Annotated in this window: 12 protein-coding genes and 1 pseudogene; 3 read left to right on the top strand and 10 right to left on the bottom strand. The window is 71.3% G+C overall.

All coding sequences use genetic code 11. From position 1 onward, the window contains the following. Positions 1 to 72: 72 nt before the first annotated feature. The gene (locus tag ACWIFB_RS14185; protein WP_454058600.1) at positions 73 to 1,155 is read right to left on the bottom strand and encodes an NUDIX domain-containing protein; all 1,083 of its coding nucleotides are present in this window, start codon (positions 1,153 to 1,155) and stop codon (positions 73 to 75) included. Positions 1,156 to 1,319: 164 nt separating this feature from the next. On the opposite strand from ACWIFB_RS14185, the gene ACWIFB_RS14180 reads away from it, so the two are divergent. The 3 genes from ACWIFB_RS14180 (at position 1,320) to ACWIFB_RS14170 (ending at position 6,351) form a co-directional block, all read left to right on the top strand. Next, positions 1,320 to 2,717, top strand: coding sequence for a hypothetical protein (locus ACWIFB_RS14180; RefSeq protein ID WP_454058599.1), 1,398 nt, complete (start codon positions 1,320 to 1,322; stop codon positions 2,715 to 2,717). Positions 2,718 to 2,809: 92 nt separating this feature from the next. Further along, positions 2,810 to 3,856 carry a glutamate ABC transporter substrate-binding protein gene (locus tag ACWIFB_RS14175; RefSeq protein WP_454058632.1) on the top strand — a complete coding sequence of 349 codons (1,047 nt, stop codon included), beginning with the start codon at positions 2,810 to 2,812 and terminating at the stop codon, positions 3,854 to 3,856. Continuing rightward, positions 3,853 to 6,351 (top strand): tetratricopeptide repeat protein, encoded by a 2,499-nt coding sequence (locus tag ACWIFB_RS14170; RefSeq protein WP_454058598.1) that lies wholly within the window; start codon positions 3,853 to 3,855, stop codon positions 6,349 to 6,351. The genes ACWIFB_RS14175 and ACWIFB_RS14170 overlap by 4 nt, the downstream gene beginning before the upstream one ends. A 70-nt stretch (positions 6,352 to 6,421) precedes the next feature. On the opposite strand, the gene ACWIFB_RS14165 is transcribed toward ACWIFB_RS14170, so the two are convergent. From ACWIFB_RS14165 to ACWIFB_RS14125, 9 genes and pseudogenes are all read right to left on the bottom strand, one after another. Further along, positions 6,422 to 7,639, bottom strand: a complete 1,218-nt coding sequence (locus tag ACWIFB_RS14165; protein WP_454058597.1) for an acetate kinase — start codon at positions 7,637 to 7,639, stop codon at positions 6,422 to 6,424. After that, on the bottom strand, positions 7,636 to 9,993 hold the full coding sequence (gene pta / locus ACWIFB_RS14160) for a phosphate acetyltransferase (RefSeq protein ID WP_454058631.1): 2,358 nt from the start codon (positions 9,991 to 9,993) through the stop codon (positions 7,636 to 7,638). The genes ACWIFB_RS14165 and pta overlap by 4 nt, the downstream gene beginning before the upstream one ends. Positions 9,994 to 10,187: 194 nt before the next feature. Further along, the gene (locus tag ACWIFB_RS14155) at positions 10,188 to 11,468 is read right to left on the bottom strand and encodes a DUF222 domain-containing protein (protein ID WP_454058596.1); all 1,281 of its coding nucleotides are present in this window, start codon (positions 11,466 to 11,468) and stop codon (positions 10,188 to 10,190) included. Between the two features lie 59 nt (positions 11,469 to 11,527). Then, positions 11,528 to 12,310, bottom strand: a complete 783-nt coding sequence (locus ACWIFB_RS14150; RefSeq protein WP_454058595.1) for a hypothetical protein — start codon at positions 12,308 to 12,310, stop codon at positions 11,528 to 11,530. Positions 12,311 to 12,533: 223 nt separating this feature from the next. Next, positions 12,534 to 13,496 (bottom strand): L-histidine N(alpha)-methyltransferase, encoded by a 963-nt coding sequence (gene egtD, locus ACWIFB_RS14145; protein WP_454058594.1) that lies wholly within the window; start codon positions 13,494 to 13,496, stop codon positions 12,534 to 12,536. Between the two features lie 23 nt (positions 13,497 to 13,519). Beyond that, positions 13,520 to 14,875, bottom strand: a complete 1,356-nt coding sequence (gene egtB, locus ACWIFB_RS14140) for an ergothioneine biosynthesis protein EgtB (RefSeq protein WP_454058593.1) — start codon at positions 14,873 to 14,875, stop codon at positions 13,520 to 13,522. Between the two features lie 156 nt (positions 14,876 to 15,031). Continuing rightward, the gene (locus ACWIFB_RS14135) at positions 15,032 to 15,577 is read right to left on the bottom strand and encodes a methylated-DNA--[protein]-cysteine S-methyltransferase (protein ID WP_454058592.1); all 546 of its coding nucleotides are present in this window, start codon (positions 15,575 to 15,577) and stop codon (positions 15,032 to 15,034) included. Positions 15,578 to 15,590: 13 nt separating this feature from the next. After that, positions 15,591 to 16,229, bottom strand: a complete 639-nt coding sequence (locus ACWIFB_RS14130) for a suppressor of fused domain protein (RefSeq protein WP_454058591.1) — start codon at positions 16,227 to 16,229, stop codon at positions 15,591 to 15,593. Then, positions 16,226 to 16,420, bottom strand: a pseudogene (locus ACWIFB_RS14125) (glucose-6-phosphate dehydrogenase (coenzyme-F420)); the annotation flags it as partial. The gene ACWIFB_RS14130 and the pseudogene ACWIFB_RS14125, both read right to left, overlap by 4 nt.

The following is a 16,420-nucleotide window of genomic DNA, read 5'->3' as shown; positions in this document are numbered from 1 at the left end:
TGAGCGGCGCGCGACGGGCGGCGCAGGCGGTGGGTTGTCGGCGTGGAACGAGCGCGGGTGAGCGGGCGCGGGTCAGCCGAGCAGGGCGCGGGGCCCGACGACGACAACACCCTCCGGCAACCGGGCCCGCAGTCCCCGATCGGCCGTCACGACCACCACTCGTCGGGGCCCGCCGTCCAGCTCGGTGGCCAGGCCGACGATCGAGTCGTCGCCCTCGCCGGTGGCGCGGTGCACGACGAACGGCCCGGAGTGCTCGGCCGCACGGGCGGCGCCCTCGATCACGGCGTGCGCGCGGGCCACCCAGCCGAAGCGAACGGGGGCGTCGCCGTCCGCCGGCAGTTCGATCGTGCGGGGCATTCCGGCCCCCAGCTCGTCGAGAAGTGTGGCGGTGGCGCCGGCGCGGTCCTTCCACCAGCCGTTGGGCCGCGAGCCCAGCACGTTGGCCACGTCCACGACCAGCTCGACCGGCTCGGTGCGCAATCCGTCCGCCCAGGCGGCGGCGAACGCGGGCATCAGCGGCAACTCCGAGACCAGTGTCTCGGGCACCCAGCGCAGCTCGAGGCTCTCGTTGTTCGGCACCGTCTCCAGCGCGCTGGGCGCATCCGCCACGACGGTCGTGTACGTCCACTCCACCCGGTCCTCGGAGATCTGCACGAGCGGCGGGATCCGTGGACCGCCCCGCGTGGGTTGCCCGGAGGAGGCCTGCGCCGCGGCCCCGGACGTGGACCGGGTGTCGGTGGTGGCGTTGTCGTCGTCGGACTCCGGGTGGTTCTGATCCGGGCGCAGGCGGCTCAACATCCGCGCCACATGCCGCATGTCCAGCCCCGGGCGGTGCCAGACCGTGCCCGGCATCCGGGAGGTCACCCGCTCGGCGCGGACCACCACGTCGGCGGGGCGGATCTCCGCCTCCTCCTCGGTCTCGCGCAGCGCGGCCACGGCCGCGTCCTCGTGCGAATCCCGCGCGCCGCCCGGCAGCGCCCACGTGTCGCCCGACGCCGTCCACACCGCGCGGTGCTGCAGCAACACCAGCGGGATGTCGGGGTCGGTGGGGTCGGCGGCGCGCAGCAACAACCCGGCCGCGCCGAAGCGCCCCCACCGGCGGTCGCCCGCGTCGGACACCACCCAGCCGTTGCCGTCTCCCTCTTGCACGACCACCGGCCGACCACCTTCCTGCGCGCTGCCCGCCCCACTGTTCGGGCGCGACCTTGCCTACTCGCCGACCAGTCTGCCCGACGCGGCGCCGCCACTTCACTAACCTGGGACACACTCCCGTCGGATCCGCGTCCCGGCGGGCCGGGACCGGGGAGGTGAACCACGCGATGAGCGCCCCCACCCTGCCCCGAGCCAAGTACCCCGTCGGCACCGGTTCCGGCGCGGAAGCGGAGTCCTCCACGCTCGTCCAACCCCGCCGCCACGTGCGCCGGCGTGCGGCCCGGATGTGGTCGGACGTGCTCACCACGCCGGGGCGGATGTCGGTGTTCGCGGTGCTGGCGCTCATCGCGGTGCTGGCCGGCGGGATCGTCGCGTCCGGCACCATCACGCAGCGGCAGAGCCACCACGAGACGCTGCTCGCGGAGGTCGAGCCGGTCGCCAACGCCTCCCAGACCCTGTACAGCTCGCTGACCATCGCCGACTCCGCGGCCAACACGGCGTTCATCACCGGCGGGATCGAGCCGGCCGAGCTGCGCGACCGCTACCTGCAGGCCATCGCCTCCTCGTCGGCCGCGATCATCGCCGCCTCCCAGGGCCTCGACCGCACCGACTCCGAATCCATCGACCAACTCGCCAACATCAACGCGCAGCTGGCCACCTACACCGGGCTCGTGGAGACCGCGCGCACCAACAACCGCGTCGCCAATCCGGTCGGCTCGGCGTACCTGGCGTCGGCGTCATCGCTGATGCAGGACACGATCCTGCCCGCCGCCGCCGACCTGTACGACCGGCAGTCCACATCCGTGGGAGAGTCGGACCGGGAGTGGTCATCGCCGCCGTGGGGGTCGTTCTTCCTGCTGGGGCTGGCGATCACCGTGCTGGTGGTGCTGCAGCAGTGGCTGTGGCGGCTCACCGGGCGGCGGATCAATCCGGCGCTGGCGCTCGCGTCGCTGCTCATGGTGGCGACGATGCTGCTGACGATGATCGCCGGGTTCCTCGCCGCGAACGACAACGCGCGCGGGCTGTCCGAGGGGGCGGCGCCGATGAACGAGCTGACCCGGCAGCGGATCAACGCGCAGAAGGTGCGCGCGCAGGAGACGCTCAACCTGGTGCGGCGCACCGATCCTGAGGGCTCGGCCGCCGAACGCGCCGCCACGCTGGGCGGTGTGCGGGACACGCTCACGGTCTATTTGGGCGACGACGAGCCCGGCGGCGGCACTGACATCAGCCTCGACGAGAACGGTGCGGTCACCGCGGCGATCGAGTTCCTCGACCAGTGGGTGGCCGCGCAGAACCGGGCCGACTCGCTGTACCAGCAGGGCGACTACCAGGGCGCGATCAGCATCTCGTCCGGGCAGGAGGCCGGCGACTCGGGCGCGGCGTTCGACGAGTTCGACCAGTCGATGCAGGAGGCCATCGAGGAGGCGCGGGAGACGCTGCGCACCCGGATCGACAAGGCGCGCCGCACGTCGTCGGCCGGGCCGGATCTCATCATGGCGCTGTCCACGCTCGCCGCGTTCGCGGTCGTGGTGGGGGTCGCGCCGCGGATCAGGGAGTACCTGTGAGTCGGCGGGGTGGGGTGCGGGCCGGCGCAGTGCGGGGCGGCGCGGTGCGGGTTGGCGATGTGTTGGGCGGCGCGGCGCGGGGCCGCGTCGTGGTGGGCCGCGCCGTGCGGGGGCTGGTCGGGAGTGCGCTGGTGGCGGCGCTGGCGGTGACGAGCGCCTGTGGTGTCGACGACGACGAGGGCGGCCTCCCCGACGCCCCCGCGGACTCGACGTCGATCGACTCGGCCGACGCGGGGATCCCCGAGGTCGACGCGGTGATGCCGCTGCCCGCGGGGGCCGTGATCAGCACCGGAATCCCGGGTGAGCTGCCGGCGGAGGACGACTCCTGTAATCCCCTCGCCAGCCTGCGGCCCGACGACGCCGACCCGGAGGAACGCGTCCCCAAGATCATCGAGCGCGGGCGGCTCATCGTGGGCCTGGACCAGGGATCCAATCTGTTCTCCTTCCGCGACCCCGCCACCGGCGAGCTGACCGGCTTCGACGTGGACCTGGCGCGCGAGATCGCCGACGACATCTTCGGCAATCCCGACCAGGTGGAGTTCCGGTCGCTGACGTCGGCGAACCGCATCGAGGCGCTCGAGGACAACCAGGTGGATCTGGTCATCCGGTCGATGTCCATCACGTGTGAGCGGCGAGAGCAGGTGGCCTTCTCCGCCCCGTACTACCAGGCCTATCAGCGGGTGTTGGCGGTGCGCGGGTCCGGGATCGAGGACCTCGAGGATCTCGAGGGCAAGCGCGTCTGCGTGGCCTCCGGGACCACGTCCGCCGCGCGGCTGTGGGCGGAGCTGGACCGGATCACGGTGCTGTCGGTCAACACGTGGGCGGACTGCCTGGTGGCGATCCAACAGAACCAGGTCGACGCCATCACCACCGACGACGCGATCCTCGTGGGCATCACCGCCCAGGACCCGTACCTGGAGATCGTGGGCCCGCAGCTCGCGGCCGAGCCGTACGGGGTGGGGATCGCCAAGTCGACGCCGAGCCACAACACCGACGGGCTGGTCCGGCAGGTCAACTCGACCCTCGCGCGGATCCGCGCCGACGGCACGTGGAACCGCATGTACTCGACGTGGCTCTCCGGCCTGGGCTCGAGCCCCGGCATGCCGGCGCCGACCTACCTCCCGGAGCCGCAGCAATGAGCTACCGCAAGTGGGATGAGGGGCCTGAGGGCGACGAGCCCAGCGTCGGCACACAGGCCACGATGCACACGGAGGCCGTCACCGTGACCGGCTCCGTCGAGGCCACGGGGGGCACAGCGGCGACCGGGGGCGCCGGGGCGTCGGGCGGAATGGCGTCGACCGGTGGGATGCCGTCCACCGGGGGGATGGAACACACCGGCGCGATGGAGGCGACCGGGTGGATGCCGTCCACCGGCGGGATGGAACACACCGGCGCGATGCCCTCGACCGGCACCGTGGACGTCACGGGCGCGGTCTCCATGACCGGCTTCCTCGGGGACACCGACCCCGGCCGCCGGCACGAGGACGACGACCCCGAGCCCCTCACCGAAGCCGTGCCCGGCCCGGCGTCGTCGAGCCGCACGACCGACACCAGCCCCGGCGAGCGGTCGAGCACCGGCCCCTTCCGGCTGCGCCACCCCGACAAGCCGGAGGACAAGCCCAGTCTGGCCGCCGAGGGTCTGGTCGACCTGCCGTACATCATCCCGGTGGACCCCACCTCGGCCATGCTCACGCCCGAAGAGATCGAAGCCGAATGCGTTGCCTCGAACGGTCGTCTCCCCCGCCCCGAGCTGCGCTACGGCGACCTGGTGGCCGACCAGTACGAAGTCCGCGGCGCGCTCGCACACGGCGGGATGGGCTGGATCTACCTCGCGGTCGACCACAACGTCTCCGACCGGTGGGTCGTCCTCAAGGGCCTGCTCCACGCCGATCAGGCCGAGGCGCAGGAGGTGGCCGTCGCCGAGCGGGAGATCCTCGCCGAGCTGTCCCACCCGTCGATCGTGCGAATCTACAACTTCATCCACGACGACTGGGCCACCTCACCCTCCCACGGCGGCTACATCGTCATGGAGTACGTCGGCGGCCCCAGCCTGCGGGACGTTCGGCGGTCCGCGCCCGGGCGGGTGCTGCCGGTCGAGAAGGCCATCGCGTACGTGCTCGAGGTCCTCCAGGCCCTCTCGTACCTGCACTCGGTGGGGCTGGTCTACAACGACCTCAAGCCCGAGAACATCATGCTCACCGAGGATCACGTGAAGCTGATCGACATGGGTGCCGTCTCCGGTGTCGGCGACTACGGTCACATCTACGGCACCCCCGGCTTCCAGGCGCCCGAGATCCCCGAGACCGGCCCCACGATCGCCTCCGACCTCTACACCGTCGGCCGCACCCTGGCGTCGCTGATCGTGAGACTGCCCGTGGTGGACGGCCGGTACGCGCACGGCATCCCCTCCCCCGTCGAAGAGCCCGTCTTCAGCCGGTACGACTCCCTGTACCGGTTCCTGCTGCGCTCCACCAACGACGACCCCACCATGCGGTTCCGCAGCGCGACCGGCATGGCCGGGCAGCTCATGGGCGTGCTGCGCGAGGTGTTGGCGCTGCGTACCGGGGTTCCGCACCCTGCGTTCTCGCAGGTGTTCTCGCCCCAGCGATCGACGTTCGGCACTTTGTTCACCGTCGAGCCGACCGACTTCCTCGTCGACGGCCACGCCCGCGACACGACCCTCACCGGGGCCGAGCTCGTCGATGCCCTACCCGTGCCGCTCATGGAATCCACCGACCCCGCGAGCCGGATCCTCGCCGCCACCTCGTACACCTCCGTCGAGCAGCGGATCGACACACTGCTCGAGCTGTACTCCGCCGAAGATTCGGAGGCGCGGGAGAGCGTGGGCGTCATCATGTCCCTCACCCGCGCCTACCTCGACAGCGGGGACCTCGCGGCCGCCGAGGCGTTGCTGGAGTCGAACTCGGACCGACTGGCATCGGAATGGCGGCTGATCTGGTACGTCGGGGTGATCGACCTCCTCAAGGGCAACCCGGTGGGGGCCTACCCGAAGTTCCAACAGGTGCTGACCGCCATGCCGGGCGAGAACGGCCCCAAGCTCGCACTGGCCGCGACCGCCGAGCTGATCCTCGACGTGTGCCCCGAGAGCGACCGCAACCGCTGGGCCCGCTCCAGCGAGCACTTCTACCGAACCGTGTGGTCGGTGGATCGCTCGGTGATCAGCTCCGCATTCGGCCTGGCCCGGCAACTGCAGCGACGCGGCGAGGTCGCGGCCGCCATCGCCGAACTCGACCGGGTCTCGCCCAGCTCCCGCTATTCCTCACTGGCCAGCCTGACCTCGATCCTGTTGCTGTGCCAGGGACGGCCGCTGGAGGAGACCGAGGAATCGCACCTCCGCGAAGCCGCCCGGCGGGTCAACTCGCTGCCCGCCGGCGAGCACCGCGCCTTCCAGATCCGGCTCACCGTGCTCACCACGGCCTTGGACTGGACCAAACTGCCGGGTAACGAGCCGTCGCCGTCGCCGCTCATGCGGGGGGTGCCGTTCACCGACTTCGGGCTGCGCAGCGGCGCCGAGACCGTGCTGCGCACGCTCGCCAGGTCCACCGAGACCCGCCAGCAGCGGTTCCGGCTGGTGGATCAGGCCAACAGCATCCGGCCGCGCACCCTGTTCTAGAGCCCTCGGACGTGTCGACGTTCGACGGGCCGACCTGGCCGGGGCCAGGTCGGCGGGTCAGGCCAGGGTGTCAGGCGTCGGGGCCGAGGCCGAGGACGTCGTCGCAGGCGCGGGCGATCGCCAGCTCCTCGTCAGTGGGAACGACGAGCACCTTCACGCGGCTGTCCGGAGCCGAGATGAGGCGTTCGCCGGAACCGTTCTCGTTGGCCTCCGCGTCGATCTGCACCCCCCAGTCCCCCATCGTGGACAGCGCGTCCGCGCGGAGCCGGGCGACGTTCTCGCCGACGCCGGCCGTGAACGTGATCGCGTCGACCTGACCGAGCACCGCCCAGTAGCCGCCGATATAGCGGCGCAGGCGATGGATCACCACGTCGTAGGCGAGGACGGCGTCGTCGTCGTTGTCGTCGACACGGGAGAGCAGCTCGCGGAAATCACGCGCGCCCGACAGGCCCTCCAACCCGGACTGGCGGTTGAGCAGGGTCGAGACATCGCCCGGCGACATCCCGCGGTCCCGGATCAGGTGGATGATCAGGCCCGGGTCCAGGTCGCCGGGGCGGGTGCCCATGACCAGGCCCTCCAGCGGCGTCAGGCCCATGGAGGTGTCGACGGCGCGGCCCGCAGCGATCGCCGACGCCGAGGCGCCGTTACCGAGGTGGAGGACGATCTGGTTGAGCTCGTCGTAGGGACGGTCGAGGACGGCGGCCGTCCGACGGGAGACGAACTCGTGGCTGGTGCCGTGGAAGCCGTAGCGGCGCAGGTCCCAGCGGCGGGAGGTCTCGCGATCGATCGCGTACGTGTGGGCGGCGGCCGGCAGGGTGTGGAAGAAGCCGGTGTCGAACACCGCCACGTGCGGCAGGCCCGGGAGCAGCTCTCGGGCGACGCGGATGCCACGCAGGTTGGCCGGATTGTGAAGCGGGGCGAGGAGCTCGAGCTTCTCGATGTCCGCCTCGACCTCGGGGGTCACGAGGACCGGCTGGTGGAACTCCGGCCCGCCGTGGACCACGCGGTGGCCGATCGCCTCGACGCCCAGGTCCGTGGGGTGGACGTGCAACTCCCCGGCGAGCTCGAGGACGCGGCCGAGGGCGGCGGTGTGGTCCGGGAACGCCCCCTCGGCGGTGCGCTCGTCGGCCGACTCCCCGGTCATCGCGGTGCGGCGAACCGTGAGGGAGCCGGTCGGCTCACCGATCCGCTCGACCAACGCCCACGCGAGCTCGTCTTCCCCGGCGGTGTCGAGGATCTGCAGCTTGAGCGAGGACGATCCGGAGTTGATGACGAGCACGCGGGTCATGAGCGGCTTCCGTTCTTGTCGGCGGGGCCGGAGGAGGTGTCACCGGAGGGGGCGGGGTTCTCGGCGACGCCCTGGGCCTGGACTGCCGTGATGGCGACCGTGTTGACGATGTCCTCGACCAGCGCGCCGCGGGACAGGTCGTTGATCGGCTTGCGCAGGCCCTGCAGGACCGGGCCGATCGCCACCGCGCCCGCCGTACGCTGTACGGCCTTGTAGGTGTTGTTACCGGTGTTGAGGTCCGGAAAAACCAGAACCGTGGCGCGGCCCGCGACCGGGGAGTCCGGCATCTTCTTCCTGGCGACGGTCGGGTCGATGGCCGCGTCGAACTGCAATGGACCGTCCACGAGGAGGTCGGCCGCGGAGGCGGACGAGTCGCCCGCCGCGGCGATCGCGGCAGCGGCGGGGTCGGAGCTGGCGTCCGGGTCGGTGGCGGGGTCGGAGCTGGCGTCCGGGTCGGTGGCGGGTTCGGAGCCGGGGTCCGAGTCGGTGGCTGGTTCGCCGTCGGCCGCGGAGTCACCGTCGGCCGCGGCCTCCGCGATACGCGAGCGCACGATGGCGGTGGCGTCACGGACCTTGTCCACGTCGGCACCGCTGCCGGAATCACCGGTGGAGTACGAGAGCAGCGCGACCCGGGGATCGATCCCGAACCGGGACGCCGTCTCCGCCGACGACAGCGCGATGTCGGCGAGCTGCTCGGCCGTCGGATCGGGCACGACCGCGCAGTCGCCGAAGGCCAGCACGTGATCCGACAGGCACATGAGGAACACGCTCGACACGGTCTTGACGCCCGGGCGGGTGCGGATGATCTCCAGCGCCGGACGGATGGTGTGCGCGGTGGTGTGGGCGGCGCCCGAGACCATGCCGTCGGCGAGCCCGGTGTGGACCATCATCGTGGCGAAGTAGGAGATGTCGAGAATGCGGTCGCGGGCCACGTCCATCGTCATGCCCTTGTGCTTGCGCAGCTCGGCGTACTCGACCGCGAACTTCTCAGCGTGCTCGCTCGTGCGCGGGTCGAGGAGCTGCGCCCCCGACAGGTTGATGCCCAACTCGTCGGCGCGGCGCCGGATGGCGTCCACATCTCCGAGAATCGTCAGGTCGGCCACGTCACGACGGAGCAGACGGCCGGCCGCGTGGAGGATGCGGTCGTCGTCGCCCTCGGGAAGAACGATGTGACGACGATCGGCACGCGCACGCTCGAGGAGCTGGTGCTCGAACATCTGCGGCGTCATCACGTCGGGGGTGTCGACGCGCAGGCGGGCGAGCAACTCCTCAGTGTCGACGTGCTTCTCCATCAGACTCAGCGCCGTCTCGACCTTGCGGCCCGAACCGGAGTAGACGCGGCCCTGGGTGTCCGCGGCGAGGCGCGCGGTGTCGTAGGTGCCGTGTTCGGTGCAGACGATGGGCAGCGTCGACCGCATGCCGTGGACCAGCCGATCCATGGCCTCGTTCGGCCGGAGCCCGCCGTTCCAGATCATCCCCGCCAGCGCGGGGAAGCCCTCGGCCGCGTGCGCGCCCATGATCGCCAGCACCGCATCCGTGCGGTCGGCGGGGACGATCACCACCATGCCGTCGACGAGACGCTCGAGAATCCGGTCACCGGTCATGCCGCCGACCATCACCGCCATGACCTCGCGGTCCAGCAGCGCGGGATCGCCCGAGTACAGCGAGCCGCCCACCGCCTCCATGAGCTCACCCATCGTGGGCGCCGTGAGGAAGGGCAGGTTCGGAAGAGTCCAGGCGGGCACGTCGAGAGAGTCGAGCTCGGACTGGATCGCCTCGAGATCGTCGACATCGCACCGATTGGCGACCACGCCGATCGGGTGGGCATGGTCGGCCCGGAGCTGATCGAGCGTGAGGCGGGCGTTGGTGGCGATCTCCTCCGGCTCGCGACCCGAAGCGCGGAGGACCAGCAGGACGGGGGCGCCGAGATTCACCGCGAGGGTCGCGTTGAAATCGAACTCGGCAGGACTGGGCACTCCCGTGTAGTCGGTTCCGAGGATCACCACGACGTCACATTCGCGGGCCACCACCTGATACCGGTCGACGACCTCGGTGAGCGCCGCGTCGCGGTCCTCGTGGACGCGCGCGTTGGTGACGCCGATGCAGTCCTCGTAGTCGAGATCGACGGTGGTGTGCTGGAGCAGCATCTCGAGAATCCGGTCCCGGGTCGGCTCCTCACCGTTGGCGCGGGGCGCGACGGTGACCGGGCGGAAGACACCGACGCGCTGCACGGTGCCGGCGAGGATGCGCAGCAGCCCCAGCGCGACGGTGGACTTACCGGTGTCACCCTCGGGAGCGGCGACGAACACCGCCGACGACGAGAGCGGCGCCGCGCTCGACTGGGCGGGGATCATGAGTGCCGCGGCGTCCTGGTCGGGCGCGTCGGCGTCGGTCGATGCGGTCGGGCGGGAATCGGACTTGCTGGATTCGGGCACGAGGGCATTGTGTCAGCGCTCGCGAACTCCCACACCTTGTACCGCTCGGACTACCACACAAGCACACCCGACGAACGGGGAATCACCAGGTGTGACCGCCGCGGAGACGCGGATCAGGCGGCGGTGAGTCGATCGGTGCCGGGTGGCAGCCAGGTACAGCGGCCGGGACTGTCCGGGTTCGCGATGGTTTTCCAACTGGACGGACCACCGCCGACGAACCCGTGGTGGACATGACATCCGAGTGCACCGTTGGCGATGGTCGTCGGCCCACCTCTGGACCATTCGAGCACGTGGTGGAACTGGCTTCGCCTCGCCGGGACCGTGCAACCCGGGAAGGTGCACCCCCCGTGGGCGGCGTAGAGGACCAACCTCTGGATGGCCGAGGCCAGCCTGCGCCCGGGGTGGGCGTCCACGTCGATGCGATGCAGCTCCTCGCGGCCGTCACGCAGCACGGAGACGAACCACGGCATGCCGCCGGCCATCGAGACGGCCTGGCGCACGCTGAGCTGGGTGCCGGAGTCGGTGCGGACGAGCGCGTGGGGATCCTCGAGTTGCTCGGGCGTCAGCCGGATCACAATCGTCGCGATGCCCTTGGGCCGGGCCGGGTCGACGGTCGAGCCCAGGGCCCACTGATGCACAAGCGCGTCGTGGGCACGCTGCTCGGGAGCCCGTTCGTCCGAGCCCGGCTCGCAGCCCACCGCCCCGCCGGGCCCGCCGAAGTCGCACAGCGCCCGCTCCACCAGGGCCCGCCCCCGCGGGGTGAGGGTCATGGTCAGCATGCTGGTGCCGTCCGACCGCACCGCACCCAGCCGCGCCGAGCGCTGACGCTCCTGGTGCTTCTCGCGGTCCTTTCCGCGATCGGGGCACAGCTCCGCGAGCCGGCGGGCGGCCTCGGCCCGTAGATCAGCAGGCGCAGCGGTGCGCGCGAAGTGCGTGAGCTCCTCGGCGAACCTGGTCTTGGCCGCGCCGCCCATCTTCCCGGGCAGCCCGGCGACCGCCTTGGCGATGATCCGTTCGTGCTCGCACGAGATCACTCCACGCGCGGCCGCCCGTCCGGCCGGCGTGGCCTGCCGACCTCCGGCCTCGATCCGGCCGTGCACCGTCCCCCGAGCGAGCCCCAGCTTCGCGGCGAGCAGCGCGGCCATTCCGCCCGGGCTGCGCCCCTTCTGCTGGTGCAACCCGGCCAACTCGGCCGTGGCCCGCGACCCCGCCGACTCGAGCCGCCTGGCCACGATCTCGGTCCGCGTCACCGCATCCGCCAACTGGTCGGCGTCGTAGCCCGCCCAGTCCACGGCACACAGCGTCTCGATGGAGGCCTCCAGGAACGCGAGTACGTCGTCCAACGGGGCCATGACGGCGCCCGGCCCGCTGGTGTCCCGCACTCCCTGTGTCATGCCCCACAACCTAGAACACACGTACGACACGACCTCATCGCCAGCGCGATCAGTGCAGGTCAGATGATGAAGTCGTTGTCGTCGTCGCCCCGGTCTTCACGCCCGACTACGCCCAGCTCCTCCCGCCGGCGCCGCACGTCCACGAACATCGCCGAGGCCCGCTTCGTCACCAGATTCCGTTCCACCTCCGCGAACCGCGGCATCCGCGCGTCGACCGCCGCGAGATCCCGCCGCCCCAGGTCTCGCATCATCTGCTGGTAGAGCATCTCGAACTCGGCGAAATCGCTGACCCGCTCGGTCGCGAGCCGGCCGATGTGCGCATGCTCGCGCCCCTGGTCGCCGGCCGTCTTCACGATGCAGCGGACGGCGCTCAGCGCGATGCGGGCGTCCGCGGCGTCCGGCTCATCGTCATCGGTCAGCGGCCCGAGCGCGGTGGACAGCGCCTCGACGCAGTCGGCGATGGCCGTCAGGTCCTCCAGGAACGAGTCCAGCACGTCCCGGCCCGCCAGGAGCGCCGGTGCGTACAGCGCCGCTCTACGCCGGTCGGTGGCCCTACTGATCCTCTGGGCGATGGCCAGGACGTCCCGCCCGACGTCCTCGATCACCTCCTCGAGGTTCTGGGCCTCAGCGAGAAGCTCGCGCGCCAGCCCCGGCGCCTCGCCCGGGCCGGGGTGCCCGTAGGTCGTGTGCAGGTTGTGCCCGGGGGAGGTACGGCCGAGGCCATCAAGCCGATCGGGTCGATCGGAGCGATCGGAGCGCTCGGAGCGCTCGGCTCGATCAAAGCGATCTGGGCTATCGGGGCGATCCGGCTCGCCGGGATCAGGTTTGTCCGGAGACGTCATGGAGTACCCCCTTCGACAGCCGTCGCAGCAGGTGGCACGACGGGGCCGGCGACACAGCGCCGACAGCGGTGCGGGCGACGAGGTGTCGACGCCCAGCATGACATGCCGGAACCGCCTGAGGTCACAGCGATCCGAACGCCCACAACCTACGCCGCGGGTACGACACCACCTCGCCGCCGCGGGGAGAACCGCAGTTCAGTGCGGGTGTGCGCGAAGCCAGCACCTAGTCGACGACGACCACGCCCACCCCGAAATCGCCCGCGGGGTCGGTCCAGACACTCGGGCGACCGAACCCGAGCCCGGAGAGTTCCTCGACCAGACCTCTCGCCCCGAACTTCCGTGCGATCTCGGTGCGGATGCCCTCCCCGGCCGCCAATGTCCGCGCGAGCCCGAGACCGGGGAACTCGATCCGCACGTCGCGGACGGCCCGCAGCCACATTTCGATCCGGCTCTCGCGCTCGTTCCACACGGCCTCGTGGCGGAAGTCGCGGGGATCGAGCCCCTCGCAGGGCACGGTCGCGGCGATCACGTCGAGCATGTTGAGGTTGAACTCGGCGGTGAGGCCGTCGGCGTCGTCATACGCGTCGACCAATCTCTCCGGCTTCTTGACCAGGTCGAAGCCCACCGCAAACCGATCGCCCGGATCCATGACGCCGCGCAGCATGGCGAAGAACTCGGCGCGCTGGGCCTCGGTGAAGTTGCCGACGGTACCGCCGAGGAACAGCACCAGCCTCCCACCTGGCTCCCCCGGCAACGGCCCGTCGAGCGCGAGGAAGTCCCCGACCACCGGCTCGACCCTCAGACCCGGGTAGTCGGCGGCGAGCGACCGCGCCGAGTCCTCGAGCATCTCGGTGCTGATGTCCACGGGCACGTACGTCGCGCCGCCCTCCCGGCCGGCCAGCACGTCCAGCAGCACGCGCGTCTTCTCGCACGTACCGGCCCCCAGCTCGACGAGGGTGGTGGTGTCGCTGACGATCTCGGCCGCCCGCTCGCGCAGGATCTCCGCCTCCGCCCGCGTGGGGTAGTACTCCTCCAGCCGGGTGATCCGATCGAAGAGCACGCTGCCCTTCTCGTCATAGAACCAGCGCGGCGGCACGGTCGGCGGATCGTCGAAGAACCCCGCGAGCAGATCAGCCTCCAGGGCCGCGGTGTCCGCGGGGTCGGCGACGGGCTTCGTCGTCGTCATCCTCCCGGCCTCACGCGCCCGCGTCACCGCGCGAGCCTCAGGCCGGCCGCAGCCCAGCGCGACGCGGCGGGGAAGAAGTTGCGGTAGGTGTGGCGCGTGTGGCCGGCCGGGGTCAGCGCGCTCCCGCCGCGCAGGACGTGCTGGTCGGACATGAACTTGCCGTTGTACTCGCCGGCCGCGCCCTCCTCGGTGACGAACCCCGGATACGGCAGGTAGGCGCTGGACGTCCACTCCCACACGCCGCCGATCGTGCGCTCGGTCACGGGTCGCGGGTGGCAGCGCGCCGGGTCGAGCTCGTCGCGCACCTCCCAGCCGACGGTAGCGGTCTCCCATTCGAACTCGGTGGGCAGCCGCGCCCCGGCCCAGCGCGCGTAGGCGTCGGCCTCGTAGAACGACACGTGCACCACCGGCTCGGCGTCGACGACCGGCCGCCGTCCACTGAGGGTGAAGGTGGTCCACTCGGTGTCGACCTGGCCGGCGGCTCCGGGTGGCCGGTCCGACCCGTCCTCGGCCTCGCGCCGCCAGTAGCCGGGCGCGTCCCAGTCCTCGGCCTGCACGGTGGCCCAGCCGTCGGAGAGCCACAGTTCGGGGCGGGAGTACCCGCCGTCGGCCATGAACTGCTTCCACTCGCCGACGGTGACCTGCCTGGTGGCGACCTCGCCGCCGGGGATCCACACCCGGTGACGGGGCCGTTCGTTGTCGTAGGAGAAGCCGCCGGCAGCGGCGGCGCTGGCGGGATGGGTGCCGCCGTGAGGATGGGTGCCGACGCGGGTGGTGCCGTCGCCCTCGGCACCGATCTGGGCGACGCCCTCGACGACGACGAGCCAGTCCGTCTCCCCCGGCGTCGCGGTTGCGGGGTCGACGTCCCGGGCCACATAAACGGGATCGGCCGGGTTGTGGGAGAACAGGTGCTTGATGTCCATGAGCAACAGCTCCTGGTGCTGCTGCTCGTGGTGGCACCCCAGTTCGAGCAGTTCGAGCCCGCGCTCGTCGATACGACCGGCCTCGAGGGCGTCCACGACGGCTTCGTCGATGCGCGCCCGGAAGTCGCCGATCTCGGCCACCGACGGGCGGGTGATGAGCCCACGCTCGGGCCGGGGCTGCCGCGGGCCGACGGCCTCGTAGTACGAGTTGAACAGGAACCGGAAGATCGGTTCGGGCGACTCGTAGCCGGGCACGCGGCCGAGTACGAACTCCTCGAAGAACCAGGTGGTGTGGGCGCGGTGCCAGGCGGCGGGGCTGGCCGCGGTCATGGACTGCGGCACCTGGTCTTCCGCGCTCAGCCGCGAGGCGAGCAGGTCGGTCAGGCCTCGGACCTGCAGGAATCTGTCGGCGGCGCTCTGCGTGCGCGGCGCGTTGGTCACTGATCCGACGGTCATGTGCTCCCCTGTGCGTTGTGGACGGCGGGCGGGCCCGTGCGTTGGGGCCACCGTAACCACACCGCGGCGGGTGTCACACCGCTAACGGGTCCACCCCGGCAGAGCATCAGATTTGCCGGGAGTCCCGTAGGCACAGCATTGCTCTTGGCCACGCCGCTAGTCGCTATAGCCCCGCGGGAACGCGACGGGCCGGCCCGCGTGGAGGTTGCGCCGTTCGTGTTCGAGGAGTTGCAACCGGTGCTCGGGGCAGGCGCCGAGCCCGCCGTCGGCGCGGATGACGCGGTGCACGGGGATGAGGAACTGCGCGGGCACAAGGCTGCACAACCGCCCGACGCGACGCGCATTCCGCGGGCGCCCGGCGTCCACGCTGATCTGCCCATACGTGCTGGTTTCGCCGTACGGGATGTGCTGGATCTCCCGGTACACCTCGCGGGAGAACTCGTCGTGAACCCCGGCGGCCTCGAGGTCCAGCGGGACATCGATATCGCGCCGGGTCCCGGCGAGGTAGCCGTCGAGGTGCTCGGCCAGGCGGGCGAGATGGTCCGCCGCCGGGTCGGTGGAGGGTCGGCCGGCGTTGTCGTCGTCGTCCCCCACCACCACGTCCGACCCGACGCGGTCGATCCGCACGATGCCCCGCGCGGTGGCCTCCACCACGAGGCGCCCGGCGAGGGTGTCGACGACGCGCACCAGCGCGGCGCTCATGCCCGTCGCCTCGTCAGACGACGCTGGGCCGGTCGGGGTTGGTGACGTCGGCGTCCGCGGTGTCGAGTTTCTCGAACAGCGCGTCGGCACCCTCCTTCACGATCGCGGACATCTCGGCGGTGGTGATGGGCACGGCCTGCAGCCGGGTGAGGAGCGGCCCGGTGCCGTCGGAGCCGCCGGACTCGTCCACCACCTCGAGGTCGGGCCACAGGAACGGCGGGGACAGGACGAGGTGCTCGCAGCGTCGCCCGGAGTCGACGAGTCCCACGGCGTTGGGGATCACCGCGCCGGGGGCGACGTGGATGGAGCCGGTGGCGACGGCAAGCGCGCAGGCGTCGAGCACGTCGGCCATGGCGCGGTGCTCGGTGCGACCGACGGTGACGAACTCACTGCGGATCTGTCGCCCCTCGGGCGTGGTGACGTTGGTGGGGAGCTCGCGCGCGCCGATGGTGGCGTAGGTGGAGAAGCCGGGGGCGGGCATGTCGTCGACGACGACGATGTCGCAGTGCCACTCGGTGGTGTTCCCCTCCTCATCCGGCTCGGTCTCGTGCGGATAGCGCAGGACGCGGACGGAGGCCTTGCCGCCGAGGATGCCCTCGAGGCCGGCGAGGTCGGCCGACACCGGGCCGGGTAGTTCGTTCTCTTCGCTCATGCCAGGTTCCTCAATCGCGGTTCGAGATCGGTCTTGAACAGGTCCAGGAAGCGCTTCTGGTCGTGGCCGGGGGCGTGGAAGACCAGGTGGTTCAGACCGGCGTCGACGTACTGCTTGACCTGCTCGACCGCGTCGTCGGGGTCGGAGGCGACGATCCAGCGCTTGGCGACCTGCTCGATGGGCAACTCGTC

It is taken from the genome of Dietzia sp. NPDC055340 (assembly GCF_053645335.1).
The sequence above is the reverse complement of the archived record's forward strand: the minus strand, read 5'-3'. Positions and strand labels throughout refer to the sequence as shown.

Bases quoted from the DNA above. Each gene is read 5' to 3' on its own strand.
- ACWIFB_RS14180 (WP_454058599.1), top strand. From the start codon at position 1,320: ATGAGCGCCCCCACCCTGCCCCGAGCCAAGTACCCCGTCGGCACCGGT.
- ACWIFB_RS14170 (WP_454058598.1), top strand. From the start codon at position 3,853: ATGAGCTACCGCAAGTGGGATGAGGGGCCTGAGGGCGACGAGCCCAGC.
- ACWIFB_RS14165 (WP_454058597.1), bottom strand. From the start codon at position 7,639: ATGACCCGCGTGCTCGTCATCAACTCCGGATCGTCCTCGCTCAAGCTG.
- pta (WP_454058631.1), bottom strand. From the start codon at position 9,993: ATGATCCCCGCCCAGTCGAGCGCGGCGCCGCTCTCGTCGTCGGCGGTG.
- ACWIFB_RS14155 (WP_454058596.1), bottom strand. From the start codon at position 11,468: ATGACACAGGGAGTGCGGGACACCAGCGGGCCGGGCGCCGTCATGGCC.
- ACWIFB_RS14150 (WP_454058595.1), bottom strand. From the start codon at position 12,310: ATGACGTCTCCGGACAAACCTGATCCCGGCGAGCCGGATCGCCCCGAT.
- egtD (WP_454058594.1), bottom strand. From the start codon at position 13,496: ATGACGACGACGAAGCCCGTCGCCGACCCCGCGGACACCGCGGCCCTG.
- egtB (WP_454058593.1), bottom strand. From the start codon at position 14,875: ATGACCGTCGGATCAGTGACCAACGCGCCGCGCACGCAGAGCGCCGCC.
- ACWIFB_RS14135 (WP_454058592.1), bottom strand. From the start codon at position 15,577: ATGAGCGCCGCGCTGGTGCGCGTCGTCGACACCCTCGCCGGGCGCCTC.
- ACWIFB_RS14130 (WP_454058591.1), bottom strand. From the start codon at position 16,229: ATGAGCGAAGAGAACGAACTACCCGGCCCGGTGTCGGCCGACCTCGCC.